Raw genomic sequence first — 12,841 nt, 5'->3', positions numbered from 1 at the left:
CATGCGGCAAGGAGTAACCCCGTGAACATCAAAAAGCTATCTTCCTTTCTCTTTCAGCGCTCGGTGATCGTGGCTGTGCTCATCATTTTGCAGGCCACGGTACTTCTGGTGCCCATGATATGGGCCTGGAGTTACTATGTCTACGTATACTGGGCCTGTGTGGTACTCTCCCTGCTGGCTGTACTGGTCATTGTCCGCAGGCAGACCGACCCGGGGTATAAGATCGCCTGGATCATCCCCATCCTGCTCTTCCCCATGTTTGGCTGGCTGGTCTATCTGCTGTGCGGCGGCAACAAGCTGTCTGCCCGGATGCGCCGGAAGATGCAGGGTATGGACCGTACCATGCTGGAGCAGCTGGAGGGGGACTACAAGGCTCAGAAGCTGGCGGTGCTGGGCCGTGACGCGGTAAATCAGGCCCGCTATCTGGAGCAATATGCCCGCTGCCCGGTGTATACCAATACCTGGACACGGTACTTCCCGCTGGGAGACGACGCCTTCCCCGCCATGCTGGAGGAATTGAAAAAGGCCAAACATTATATCTTTTTGGAGTATTTCATCCTGGCCCCCGGTGTGTTCTGGGACTCCATCGTGGAAGTTTTGAAGGAAAAGCACGCTGCCGGCGTGGACGTACGGGTGATCTATGACGACGTGGGCTCCCTTGGCACCCTGCCCGCCAATTACGCCGAAAAATTTGAGCAGGAGACCGGTATCCCCTGCTGCTTCTTCAACCGGTTCAAGCCGGTCATTTCCATCCGCATGAACAACCGGGACCACCGGAAGCTGTGCATCATCGACGGACACACTGCTTTCACCGGCGGGATCAATCTGGCCGACGAGTATATCAACCAGAAACCCCGCTTCGGTCACTGGAAGGACAGCGCCATCCTGGTAAAAGGAGAAGCAGCCTGGAGCATGACGGTGATGTTCCTCACCATGTGGGAATATATCCGGGAGATCAGGGTGGACTATGCTGCCCTGCGGCCCACCTCCCTGCCTCCCGAGGCTGTTATGGGAAAAGATTGCTTTGTACAGCCCTACGCCGACAATCCCCTGGACAATGAGCCGGTGGGCGAGACAGTATACCTGAACCTGATCTCCAAGGCCAAGCGGTACGTCTATATCATGACTCCCTATCTCATCGTCAGCGACAGCGTCAATACCGCCCTGTGCAACGCCGCCAAATCCGGAGTGGATGTACGCATCATCACCCCTCATATCCCGGACAAAAAGCTGGTATTTGAATTGACCCGATCCCATTACCAGCCTCTGCTGGAGGCTGGAGTACAAATCTTTGAGTACACCCCCGGCTTTGTCCACGCCAAAAATCTGGTGTCCGACGACGTGTGCGGAGTTGTAGGCACCATCAACATGGACTATCGCAGTATGTTCCTCCACTTTGAGGACGCGGTGCTCCTCTACCAAGACCCCACAGTGCTGGACATCAAGGCCGACTTTCTGGCCACCCAGCTGGCCAGCCAAAAAGTCACCCTGGAGCAGTGCCTGGAGCGCTCCTGGCCCCGGCGGCTGTTCCGATCCATCCTGCGTGTACTGGCTCCCCTGGTATAAACGAACACAGCCCCCGCGGCATCTTGCCGCGGGGGCTGTGCTTATACCTGCTCCACCACGCCCACAAAAAGGACGGCATCCCCGTCCCGGATCACGAACAGGAAGGGCCGGTCCAGATCCATGACGCAGATGGCGGGGTCCTCCACGATGGCCTCCTCGGCGTCGGCAGCCAGCAGGGTGACGGCGGCGGCCTCCACCCCCTCCTCGTCCACCTTCACCCGGGCGATCTGTCTGGCCTCTTCCAGCCACACCGGAGTGAGGTCGACGAGGGGGGTGAAGTCGGCGGTCCCCCTGTACAGCACGTCGGTGATCCCCATACCTGTCAGGGCAGGAATCAAATCCAGATCGGAACTGACGTCGAACTTGGGAACCGACCATTGGACCTCGCCGTAGATCTTGCTGTCAGAATCGGTGAGTTCCGTCAGAAAATCCGGGTTGGCCAGCAATTCGGCGGGGGTGACCCCCTCGTCGGGGAGGACAAAGGTCATCGTGCCGCCGGTGGTGCCCAGGCTGGCTGCCTGATAGCCGTTCTGGCGGAGAAAGCCGGTAGTCTGGGTCATGTGCATGAAGTCCACCGTCGTCTCGCTGCCATCCGCAGCGGTGAACACATCCTCCGCCGTGAGGCTGGGATCAAACTCGTCACTCCACCGGGCCTGGAAGTACAGGGTGGAGGCCAGCACCGCCAGAGTCTCGGCCCTGGTGGTCAGCACCTTGCCGTCGGAGCCGATAAGGCCTTTTGTCTGCTCCGATACCCACTCCGTGATGGCTCTGTCCGCCTCGCCGGTACCCATGGGGACCCGGAAGGAGCCGGCATAATAGTACTCCGCCAGCCGCTCCAGGGTGTCCTGGTGGAAGTCTAACTTCTCGCTGAGCCAGATGGAGATGCCCAGCAGAGTGGCGGCGGTGCCGTCATCCAGGTAGAGGGTGTGCCACAGGATGTCGGCCCACTCCCGCAGCTGATTCACATCGGAAGCCCCTAAAGCATCCAGTATCTGCTGCTGAGTTTCTCCGTCCGTAGTCTCGCTCAGCATGGCCAGAGCAAACCACAGGGATACGGGAGAATAGACCCGGTTGCCCTCCCCTGCCAGAGCCAGGGCGGCGCTGGTGCCGGTATAGTCCGCCAGGGCGGCAGTCAGCTCAGGGGTGTCACGCAGGCTGACGGTCTCGTCCTGGTAGGCCTCCCAGGCGTCCAGATAGACATCCAGGTCTGCATTGAATTGCTCCCACTCCGCGTCGCTGCCCCCCAGGGGTTCAGCTGGGTGCTTGGGCAGATCAGGGTACTCCGGCAAGGCAATGGCATAGGCGCTGCCTGTCAATGGCCCGCCGCCGGTCTCGCCGTCCGTGCCGGGGATACCGGTGATAAGCAGAGCTACGGCTGCCACAGCCGCCACTCCCGCCGGCACCAGTGCTTTCAGCGGCCTTCCTTTTCTCTTGGAATCCTCCCCCCTCACCGCCCGCTCCACAGCGGAATGGGTGGGATGGAGGGTATCATTGGCCCGTTTATATTCATTCATCATGGTCACTTGTCTCCTTTCAGTGCTTGAGACAGCCGGTCCCGCCCCCGGGACAGCCAGCTTTTCACTGTGCCCGTCTTGGCTCCGGTGAGGGCAGCAATCTCCTCCACCGAATACCCCTCATAGTAATGCAGGTGAATGGCAGTCCGGTACTTTTTTGGCAGGGACAGTACTGCTTCATAGACCGTGCGATCCGCCGGTTCCATGGCCTTTGTCACCGCCTCCTCCAGGGGCAGGTGGGTCCGCCAGCGAGCGGACAGCAGGGTGTTGGTGCAGTTGAGGGTACAGCGAATCAGCCAGGCCTTCCGGTGCTCATCGCTGTCCAGCTCCTCCTCATGGCGGAAGAAGCGGGCAAACACCTCCTGGAACACATCCTCGCTGTCCTGGATATGGCGAGTGCGGGCCAGGGCCAGCCGCCACACCATATCTCCCCAGCGCTCCACCTGAGCTCTGGCTTTCCGCTCGTCCGTCATGGTCTTTCTCCTCCCTTATGGGCATCCGGAGGCCGCCGATTCCTCCTGCGCTCATGCCCGTAAGCACAGGCCCCGCCGGTCCTCTGGTATCCATAATACCACAGCACCCATCCAATGGTTGCATCTACCAGATATTTTCCTTTCCAACATCTTAAAGATTGATAAATTTTCCCCCGCCCCCTTTACAGCCGGACCATTTTCGGCTACAATGGGAAACAGATTTGGACCGGGAGGTGCGACAGGTATGGAGACCGATTACACTCGCAAATTCAGCATCCGCTACGAAAAAGATCCTGAGATCAAAGAGGTGCTGACCTCCGTATACAACTCCCTTCAGGAGAAGGGCTATAACCCCATCAACCAGATCGTGGGGTACATCCTCTCGGAGGACCCGACTTATATCACCAACTACAACAACGCCCGGGCCCTCATTCGTAAGCTGGACCGGGACGAGTTGTTGCAGGAGTTGGTCAAGCAGTATCTCAGGGATTGAATTTGATTGCGGAAAAAAGATGTCTGCGCCACAGCGCAGACATCTTTTTTCTGTTTGTGTTGCTTCTGCAACATACCATGGGCTCTTACTCTGGTATCCTTGGCTCACACAAACACAAGGAGGCGTTCCATATGAAACGCAAGATCATAAAAATTGACGAGGCCCTGTGCAACGGCTGCGGCCTGTGCGCCGCCGCCTGCCACGAGGGCGCCATCGAGATGGTAAATGGTAAGGCCAAACTGACCCGGGAGGACTACTGTGACGGGCTGGGCGATTGTCTGCCCGCCTGCCCCACCGGAGCCATCACGTTTGAAGAGCGGGAAGCTCCTGCCTACGACCACGCCGCCGTGCTGGCCGCCAAGGCGGCCAAGGAAAAAGCAGCCCCTCCCCTGCCCTGCGGCTGCCCCGGCAGCATGAGCCGGGCCATCCATCGTGATGAAGCCTCCCCTTCCCCCTGCGCCGGGCAGGTACCCAGCCAGCTGCGTCAGTGGCCGGTACAGATCAAGCTGGCACCCATCAATGCCCCTTACTTCGACGGCTGTCATCTGCTCATTGCCGCCGACTGCACCGCCTACGCCTACGGTAACTTCCATCAGGATTTCATCAAGGGCAGGGTAACGCTCATTGGCTGTCCCAAGCTGGATGAGGGCGATTATACTGAGAAACTGACTGCCATCCTGGCGGGCAACGACGTAAAGAGTGTCACCGTAGTCCGCATGACGGTACCCTGCTGCGGCGGTATCCAGCGTGCAGTTCAGAACGCCGTGGCCGCCAGCGGAAAGAATATTCCCCTGCGGGTTGCTATCGTAGCCCCCGACGGCTCCATACAGTAACTATCAAAATACCCCCGGACCTCTGAAAACAGTGGTCCGGGGGTATTTGATTTTATCCAACCAGATAAGGGGCAAGCCACTGGAAGCAGCCCACCAGAATACAGGCCAGAACCAGCATGAAGAGGGCCCATTTCAGAACCGCAGACAGTACTTTGCTGTCCTGACCCACCAGGCCAACCGCCGCCACAGCGGTGGCGATACACTGGGGAGAGAGGATTTTGCCGATACCGGCACCCACAGAGTTTGCTGCCGCCAGCCAGTAGGGCGAAGCGCCGATGGCTGTGGCCGCTTCCGACTGAAGCCGGCCCAGCAATACCTCCGTGTTGGTACCGCTGCCGGTAACAAAGGCACCAATGGCAGCAATGATGGGGGAAACAAAGGGATAGAACACACCAGTAATGGAGACAAACAGTCCTGCCATGTCAGAGATCATGCCGGAATAGGTCATGATCTTGGCCACCGCCAATACCGCCATAATGGTAACAATGGTGCGGCTCATCTGCTTCAGGGTGGCCAGGAAGGTCTCCCACATCAACCGTGCCCCTGCCTTCTGCACCACGCCGCCGATGATGGCCGCCACAAAGATGACCACACCGGGGGTGTTGACCCAACTGAAGGAGGTCAGCCCCGCCGTCTCAGCGGTGCTGATCTTGAAGGACGAGGCAAACTGAGACAGGAAGCTGTTGACCGGCGGCACCAGCTTGGAAGTGAGCAGCAGCAGCACAAAGATCAGCAGGAAGGGCAAAAAGGCCACCACCGGGGACATCGTCCCCCGCTCCCCCGTCTGGGCGGGCTGCCCACTGGACATCTGATATTCCGCGGGCACCGGCTTACCTTTCCGCAGCCGGGCCATGGCCAGCGTGCAGGCCAGGGACACCACGCTGCCCACCACTACCGTGAGCTCCGGCCCCAGGAAGTAGGACACCGCCAGCTCAGGCACCACAAAGGACAGACCGGCCACCAGGGTGATACCCACCACCCCTTTCAGGGCCTTGACGCCACCGCCGCCGGCAATCACCATCAGGAAGGGCATCAGGATCATGAAGGGAGCCATTTCCACCACGGTGGTAAAGGCCAGCGGGATGGCATCCAGCCCGGTCACACTGACCAGCGTGGTGGTGGGAATACCCACCGAGCCAAAGGCCGTGGGGAAGGCGTTGGCCAGCATACACACCAGGCAGGACAGCACCGGGTCCATACCCATACCTGCCAGCATACCGGCGGGAATGGCCACGGCGGTACCAAAGCCCGCCATTCCCTCCAGAAATCCGCCGAAGCACCAGCCGATCAGCAGGATGATGACCCGCCGGTCCCCCGACACATTGGACAGCATCCGCTTGATCACATCCATAGCGCCGGTGCGCAAAGACAGATTGTAAGTAAAAATGGCGGCGATGATCACCAGAATGATGGGCCACAGGGCCGCGGCAAAGCCCTCCAGGGCGGAGGTCAGGCAATCCACCGGCGGCATCTTCCACAGGGTCAGGGCCAGCACCGCCGTGAGCAGCAGCGCGATGAGACAGGCGCGATGGCCCGGCATTTTCAGAACAGCCAGCGCAATTATCAGCCAGACAATAGGCAGCAGCGTAAGGATCGACATCAACAACGGCATTGAAAACGGGACCTCCTTTGTCTCCTGCCGCCGCCGGACACAGGGCGGCGGCCCACTTTTTATTGGTTCTACCAATCAAAATACAAAAACCGAAATTCGCCCTTCTCTCCCTCCTTAATTTTTCCATACTTTTCCGCAGTAAATGATATTTCGATAAACTGACTGGTCTTATTATAAATTCGTACCAGCAAATTGTCTACTCCCTTTCTTTATTTCAGCTCAAAATTGGCGCTTTGCATAAATTCAAACCCATTTTTTCGGAATATGTGAGAAATTAAAAACTGGGGATTGCATTTTTCAAAAATTGTGGTAAAGTGATGACGTCAGCAAAGTGGTTGTACCACTTCATTCTTAATTCCGATCTGCAAGGAGGTATTTCGAATGGCCCTTACCATTCCCTTTGGATCTTCCGGCATGACGCTGCACGCTGATCTGTCCGGGGCTGAGGTACTCACCTCTCACATCGGGGAGCTGACTGCCTCCGACTCAGAGGACGCCCTGGTCCTGGCCGCCATGGCCAAGCCCATTGACTCCAAGCCACTGCATGAGCTGGCCGCCGGCAAGAAAACCTGCACCGTCATCATCAGCGACCACACCCGGCCGGTACCCAGCAAGCACATTCTCCCCCATATGCTGGCTGAGCTGCGTCAGGGCAACCCAGACATCCAGGTCACTCTGCTGGTAGCCACCGGCTTCCACCGCCCCACCACCAAGGAAGAGCTGGTGGGCAAGCTGGGTCAGGACATCGTGGACCATGAGACCATCGTCATTCACGACAGCCGGGACGCCGCCTCCAACGTAAAGATCGGCGTGCTTCCCTCCGGTGCCGACTGCGTCATCGATCGTCTGGCTGTGGAGACCGATCTGCTGGTGGCTGAGGGCTTTATTGAGCCCCACTTCTTTGCCGGTTTCTCCGGCGGCCGCAAGAGTGTGCTCCCCGGTGTGTGTGATCAGGTCACCGTGCTGGGTAATCACTGCTCCAAGTTTATCGCCTCCCCCTACGCCCGCACCGGCGTGCTGGACGGCAATCCGCTTCACACCGATATGCTGGCGGCGGCCAAGATGGCCAAGTTGGCTTACATCGTAAACGTCATCATCGACGAGGATAAAAAGGTAGTGGCCGCCTTTGCCGGCGACCCGGAGACCGCCCACCGCAAGGGCTGTGACTTCCTGCTGGGTTACTGCCAGGTCAAGCCGGAGCGCCGGGGCGATATCGTCATCTCCAGCAACGGCGGCTACCCCCTGGATCAGAACATCTACCAGAGCGTCAAGGGTCTCACCGCGGCGGAGGCCGCCGCGGCAGAAGGCGGCGTGCTCATTATGGTCAGCTCCTGCATGGACGGGGCCGGCGGGGACAGCTTCTATCATGCCCTGCGGGACGCCTCCTCCCCCCAGGCCCTGACCGATGAGATCCTGGCCACGCCGCAGGATCAGACCAAGCCGGATCAGTGGGAATTTCAGATCCTGGCCCGGGTCCTGTGCAAGCACCGCGTGATCTACGTCACCGTTCCCGAACAGCGCCAGACCATCGAGGACATGAAGATGGAGTGGGCCCCCGACGTGGACACCGCCCTGGAGCGGGCCCGTCAGGCCAAGGGCGCCGACGCCCATCTGGTGGTCATTCCCAATGGTATTTCCGTCATGGTACGGGAGTAAGTTCCGTTTTCCATCCGTTTATTTCTATTTCTTTCACTATGTATGGAGGAGGTTCTACTTATGGCAACGTACAATCCTGTCACGCCTGAAATCATCGCTCAGTTGGAGCAGGTGGTACCCGGCCGCGTCGTGGTGGGGGCCGACGTCAATCCTGACTACGCCCGGGACGAAATGCCCATCTACGGCGTGAAGATGCCTGAGGTGTCCATTGACGTGCTCACCACCGAAGAGGTGGCCGGCATCGTCAAGATCTGCTACGACAACAACATCCCTGTCACCACCCGGGGCGCGGGCACCGGCCTGGTGGGCGGCTGCACCCCCGTGTGCGGCGGCGTGGTGCTCTGCACCATGCGGATGAACAAGATCCTGAGCTATGACCTGGAAAACTTCGCCGTCACTGTCCAGCCCGGCGTGCTGCTGCAGCAGCTGGCCGACGACGCCCTCACCCACGGCTGCCTCTATCCCCCCGATCCCGGCGAGAAGATGGCTACCCTGGGCGGCAACGTGGCCACCAATGCCGGCGGTATGCGGGCTGTCAAGTACGGCGCCACCCGTGACTATGTGCGGGCCATGACCGTGGTCCTCCCCACCGGCGAAATCACCCACTTCGGCAGCACCGTGTCCAAGACCAGCTCCGGTTACAGCCTGACTAACCTGATGGTGGGCTCCGAGGGCACCCTGGGCATCATCACCGAGCTGACCCTGAAGCTCATCCCCGCCCCCAAGGCCACCGTCAGCCTCATTGCCCCCTACGAGGATCTGGACGCCTGCATTTCCACCGTGCCCAAGGTGTTCATGAACCACTTCAAGCCCCAGGCCGTGGAATTCTTTGAGAAGGAGATCCTCATCTCCTCCGAGGAGTACCTGGGCAAGCAGGTCTTCCCCCGCAAGGTGGACGGCGTGGAGGCCGGCGCCTACCTGCTGCTCACCTTTGACGGCGACTCCATGGACGAGCTGGACCCCATCGTGGAGCGCGCCGCCGAGATGCTGGTGGAGGAGGGCGCTCTGGATGTGCTCATCGCCGACACCGCTCCCAAGCTGAAGGACGCCTGGGCCGCCCGTTCCTCCTTCCTGGAGGGTATCGAGGAGCAGACCAAGCTGCTGGACGAGTGCGATGTGGTGGTTCCCGTCAACAAGATCGCCCCCTATGTGGCCTTCGTCAACGAGACCAAAGCCAACTACGATTTCGAGGTCAAGTACTTCGGCCACGCCGGCGACGGCAACCTGCACATCTATGAGTGCTCCAACACCATGGACGAGGCCGAGTTCCGCAAGCAGGTGGATCAGTTCCTCAGCGCCATCTATCAGAAGGCCATGGAGTTCGGCGGCCAGATTTCCGGCGAGCACGGCATCGGCTTCGGCAAGGTGAAGTACCTGGCCCAGGCGGTGGGTCCCGTGAATATGGCGCTGATGCAGGGCATCAAGAAGGTCTTTGATCCCAAGATGATCCTCAACCCCGGCAAGGTCTGCTGCACGCTGTGATCGTTCGGAAAGGAGTTTCGTTATGAATATTCTGGTATGTATCAAGCAGGTCCCGGATACGACGGAGATCAAGATTGATCCCGTCACCAACACCCTGGTCCGGGACGGCGTTCCCAGCATCATCAATCCCTTTGACGGCTACGCCCTGGAGGCCGCCGCCCGCATCAAGGACAATGACCCGGACACCCGCATCGTGGTGCTGTCCATGGGTCCCAAGCAGGCCGAGGCCGCTCTGCGTGAGGCCCTGGCCATCGCCGCCGACAAGGCCTATCTGGTCACCGACCGTATGTTCGGCGGTTCTGACACCCTGGCCACCAGCTACATCCTCTATAACGCCATTTCCAAGGTGGAGGAGCTGGAGGGCGTGAAGTTCGACGCCATCTTCTGCGGCAAGCAGGCCATCGACGGCGACACCGCCCAGGTGGGTCCCGAGCTGGCCGAGCTGCTGGACTACCCCCAGGTCACCTACGCGCTGGAGGCCACCAATGCCGACGGCACCCTGCACATCCTGAAGGAGGGCGAGGACGGCAACTATCTGATCGGCGTCAAGACCCCCTGCCTCATCACCTTCACGAAGCCCGCCTTTGACCCCCGCTTCCCCACCATCAAGCGGAAGATGGCCGCCCGCAAGGCAGTCATTGAGAGCCTGACCTCCGCCGAGCTGACCGCCATCGATCCCGCCCGGGCCGGTCTGAAGGGTTCTCCCACCAAGGTGAAGAAGACCTTCGTGCCCCCCCGCAAGGAGGCCGGCGTGGTGATTAAGGAAGAGACCGGCGAAGAATCCGCTCAGAAGCTGTTCGCGCTGCTGAGCGAGGCCCATGTGATTTAAGGGAGGCGTACAACATGGAAGCGAAAACCAAGGACCTTTGGGTATTTGTAGAAACCAAGGAGGACGGCTCCGCCAAGAACGTGGGCATCGAGCTGCTGAATCCCGGTCGTGAACTGGCCGACAAGCAGGGCGGCAAGCTGGTGGCTGTGGTCATCGGCTGCGGCGTGAAGGCCGCAGTGGACGAGGCCGCCTGCCACGGCGCCGATCAGGTGCTCTACATCGACGGCGAGGAGTTCCGTCAGTATTCCACCGACGCCTATGTGGCGGCGCTGAATCATCTGGTGGAGACCTATGGCCCCACCACCATGCTCATCGGGGCCACCCCCAACGGCCGTGACATGGGCCCCCGCCTGTCCAGCCGCCTGCAGACCGGCCTGACCGCCGACTGCACCGGCCTGGCTATCGACGAAGAGACCGGCTGTGTGGCCTGGACCCGTCCCGCCTTCGGCGGCAACCTGATGGCCACCATCCTGTGTACCGATCACCGGCCCCAGCTGGGCACCGTCCGCCCCGGCGTGTTCAAGAAGCCTGAGGCCGGCGAGGCCAAGGCCGAGGTGGTGAAGGTGGACTTCTCCTTCCCCGCCGAGTCCATCCGCACCGAGATCCTGGAGGTCATCAAGGAGACCGCCGGTGAGCTGGTGGACCTGGAGGGCGCCGATATCATTGTGGCCGGCGGCCGCGGCGTGGGCAGCGCCGAGGGCTTTGAGCCCGTCCGCCAGCTGGCTGAGGCCCTGGGCGCCACCGTGGGCGCCTCCCGCGCCGCTGTGGATGCCGGCTGGATCTCTCACTCCCATCAGGTTGGCCAGACCGGCAAGACCGTGGGACCCAAGCTGTACATCGCCTGCGGCATCTCTGGCGCCATCCAGCATCTGGCTGGTATGAGCTCCTCCGATGTGATCGTGGCCATCAATAAGGACCCCGACGCTCCCATTTTCGGTGTTGCCGACTACGGCATCGTGGGCAACCTCTTCGAGGTGCTGCCCGCCCTGACCGCCGAGATCAAGAAGATGAAAGGCTAAGTATTGTCAGACCCGTTGGGCCGCGGCCGGAACGGCCGGCAAGACCGGCAGGGGCGTCCCCCCGCCCCTGCTCCCCTCTCCCCTCTCCCTTCCGCCGGTCACACCGTTCGCCGCCCATGATAGAAGGAGTGCTGTTTTATGAATTTCAAATTCAACGAAGAAGAACAGGAAATCATTGATATGCTCCACGACTTTGCCGTCAAGGAGGTGGCCCCTCTGGCCGCCGAGATCGACGAGCAGGAGCGCTTCCCCGAGGAGACCTGGCACAAGCTTGCCGACATGGGCATGATGGGCATTGCCTATCCTGAGGAATACGGCGGCGCCGGTCTGAGCTATCTGACCTACATCGCCTGCTGTGAGGAGCTGGCTAAGCACTGCGCCACCACCTCCGTCATGGTGTCCGCTCACTCCTCCCTGTGCTGCTGGCCCATCGAGCATTTCGGCACCGAGGAGCAGAAGCAGAAATATCTGCCCGCTCTGTGCTCCGGTGAGAAGCTGGGCGCCTTCGGCCTCACTGAGCCCGGCGCCGGCACCGACGCTGCCATGCAGAAAACCACCGCCGAGGATAAGGGCGATCACTGGCTCATCAACGGCTCCAAGATCTTCATCACCAACGCCGGCTATGCCTCCGTGTTCGTCATCTTCGCTATGACTGACAAGTCCCTGGGCACCAAGGGCATTTCCGCCTTTATCGTGGACCGGGACACCCCGGGCTTCAGCGTGGGCGCCCACGAGAAGAAAATGGGTATCCGCGGCTCCTCCACCTGCGAGCTGATCTTCGACAACTGCAAGGTACCCAAGGAGAACCTGCTGGGCGAGGTTGGCAAGGGCTTCAAGATTGCCATGATGACCCTGGACGGCGGCCGCATCGGCATCGGCGCCCAGGCGCTGGGCATCGCTCAGGGTTGCATCGACCAGACCGTGAAGTACACTCAGGAGCGCATCCAGTTCGGTAAGCGCATCAGCCAGTTCCAGAACACCCAGTTCCAGCTGGCCGATATGCAGACCAAGGTGGACGCCGCCCGTCTGCTCATCTACCGGGCCGCTCAGGCCAAGCAGGATGGCGAGCCCTACAGCCATCTGGCCGCCATGGGCAAGCTCTTCGCCTCCGAGACCGCCAGCGACGTGACCCGCCGCTGCGTGCAGCTGGTGGGCGGCTACGGCTATACCCGTGAGTATCCCTTTGAGCGCATGATGCGCGACGCCAAGATCACCGAGATCTACGAGGGCACCTCTGAGGTCCAGCGTATGGTCATCTCCGGTTGGATGGGCGTCAAATAATTTCCCTTTTGTGAATAAACCGCTTGCCCGGTTTATTCTCGCGGACCTGCTCCGCGTATCGTCTTCCTCCATATGAACGCAGA

At 60.3% G+C, this 12,841-nt stretch carries 11 protein-coding genes; 8 read left to right on the top strand and 3 right to left on the bottom strand.

The window, feature by feature from the left end; translation table 11 throughout:
• Window positions 1-21: 21 nt before the first annotated feature.
• Entirely contained in the window at window positions 22-1,566 is a 1,545-nt protein-coding gene (gene cls, locus B5E56_RS07810; protein WP_242958840.1) for a cardiolipin synthase, read from the top strand.
• Between the two features lie 41 nt (window positions 1,567-1,607).
• Here cls and B5E56_RS07805 read toward each other — a convergent pair whose 3' ends face one another.
• Window positions 1,608-3,083, bottom strand: a complete 1,476-nt coding sequence (locus B5E56_RS07805) for a serpin family protein (protein WP_087389267.1) — start codon at window positions 3,081-3,083, stop codon at window positions 1,608-1,610.
• Window positions 3,084-3,085: 2 nt separating this feature from the next.
• Window positions 3,086-3,553, bottom strand: a complete 468-nt coding sequence (locus tag B5E56_RS07800) for an RNA polymerase sigma factor (protein ID WP_087189244.1) — start codon at window positions 3,551-3,553, stop codon at window positions 3,086-3,088.
• Between the two features lie 244 nt (window positions 3,554-3,797).
• On the opposite strand from B5E56_RS07800, the gene B5E56_RS07795 reads away from it, so the two are divergent.
• Entirely contained in the window at window positions 3,798-4,046 is a 249-nt protein-coding gene (locus B5E56_RS07795) for an IreB family regulatory phosphoprotein (RefSeq protein ID WP_087189243.1), read from the top strand.
• 131 nt (window positions 4,047-4,177) lie between these two features.
• Window positions 4,178-4,879 carry an ATP-binding protein gene (locus B5E56_RS07790; protein WP_087265568.1) on the top strand — a complete coding sequence of 234 codons (702 nt, stop codon included), beginning with the start codon at window positions 4,178-4,180 and terminating at the stop codon, window positions 4,877-4,879.
• 52 nt (window positions 4,880-4,931) lie between these two features.
• Here the strand turns inward: B5E56_RS07790 and B5E56_RS07785 are convergent, their stop codons facing one another.
• On the bottom strand, window positions 4,932-6,491 hold the full coding sequence (locus B5E56_RS07785; protein WP_087189241.1) for an L-lactate permease: 1,560 nt from the start codon (window positions 6,489-6,491) through the stop codon (window positions 4,932-4,934).
• A gap of 381 nt (window positions 6,492-6,872) precedes the next feature.
• Between B5E56_RS07785 and larA the strand changes: the two genes are divergently transcribed.
• The 5 genes from larA to B5E56_RS07760 all read left to right on the top strand — a co-directional run bounded on the left by larA (window position 6,873) and on the right by B5E56_RS07760 (window position 12,758).
• Window positions 6,873-8,147 (top strand): nickel-dependent lactate racemase, encoded by a 1,275-nt coding sequence (larA, locus tag B5E56_RS07780; RefSeq protein WP_087389266.1) that lies wholly within the window; start codon window positions 6,873-6,875, stop codon window positions 8,145-8,147.
• 60 nt (window positions 8,148-8,207) lie between these two features.
• Entirely contained in the window at window positions 8,208-9,629 is a 1,422-nt protein-coding gene (locus tag B5E56_RS07775; RefSeq protein WP_087389265.1) for an FAD-binding oxidoreductase, read from the top strand.
• Between the two features lie 22 nt (window positions 9,630-9,651).
• Window positions 9,652-10,458, top strand: a complete 807-nt coding sequence (locus tag B5E56_RS07770) for an electron transfer flavoprotein subunit beta/FixA family protein (RefSeq protein ID WP_087265575.1) — start codon at window positions 9,652-9,654, stop codon at window positions 10,456-10,458.
• Between the two features lie 14 nt (window positions 10,459-10,472).
• A complete protein-coding gene (locus tag B5E56_RS07765) occupies window positions 10,473-11,477 on the top strand; it encodes an electron transfer flavoprotein subunit alpha/FixB family protein (RefSeq protein WP_087389264.1) in 1,005 nt (334 codons plus the stop codon).
• 138 nt (window positions 11,478-11,615) lie between these two features.
• Complete coding sequence (locus B5E56_RS07760; RefSeq protein WP_087389263.1) at window positions 11,616-12,758, top strand: acyl-CoA dehydrogenase; 1,143 nt, start codon at window positions 11,616-11,618, stop codon at window positions 12,756-12,758.
• Window positions 12,759-12,841 lie beyond the last annotated feature (83 nt).

This window comes from Flavonifractor sp. An112 (genome assembly GCF_002161085.1).
GTDB lineage: Bacteria > Bacillota > Clostridia > Oscillospirales > Oscillospiraceae > Flavonifractor > Flavonifractor avicola.
This window is presented reverse-complemented; position numbering and strand designations above follow the sequence as displayed.

Coding starts and splice junctions, on each gene's coding strand:
- B5E56_RS07805 (WP_087389267.1), bottom strand. CDS start 3,083: ATGATGAATGAATATAAACGGGCCAATGATACCCTCCATCCCACCCAT.
- B5E56_RS07800 (WP_087189244.1), bottom strand. CDS start 3,553: ATGACGGACGAGCGGAAAGCCAGAGCTCAGGTGGAGCGCTGGGGAGAT.
- B5E56_RS07795 (WP_087189243.1), top strand. CDS start 3,798: ATGGAGACCGATTACACTCGCAAATTCAGCATCCGCTACGAAAAAGAT.
- B5E56_RS07790 (WP_087265568.1), top strand. CDS start 4,178: ATGAAACGCAAGATCATAAAAATTGACGAGGCCCTGTGCAACGGCTGC.
- B5E56_RS07785 (WP_087189241.1), bottom strand. CDS start 6,491: ATGCCGTTGTTGATGTCGATCCTTACGCTGCTGCCTATTGTCTGGCTG.
- larA (WP_087389266.1), top strand. CDS start 6,873: ATGGCCCTTACCATTCCCTTTGGATCTTCCGGCATGACGCTGCACGCT.
- B5E56_RS07775 (WP_087389265.1), top strand. CDS start 8,208: ATGGCAACGTACAATCCTGTCACGCCTGAAATCATCGCTCAGTTGGAG.
- B5E56_RS07770 (WP_087265575.1), top strand. CDS start 9,652: ATGAATATTCTGGTATGTATCAAGCAGGTCCCGGATACGACGGAGATC.
- B5E56_RS07765 (WP_087389264.1), top strand. CDS start 10,473: ATGGAAGCGAAAACCAAGGACCTTTGGGTATTTGTAGAAACCAAGGAG.
- B5E56_RS07760 (WP_087389263.1), top strand. CDS start 11,616: ATGAATTTCAAATTCAACGAAGAAGAACAGGAAATCATTGATATGCTC.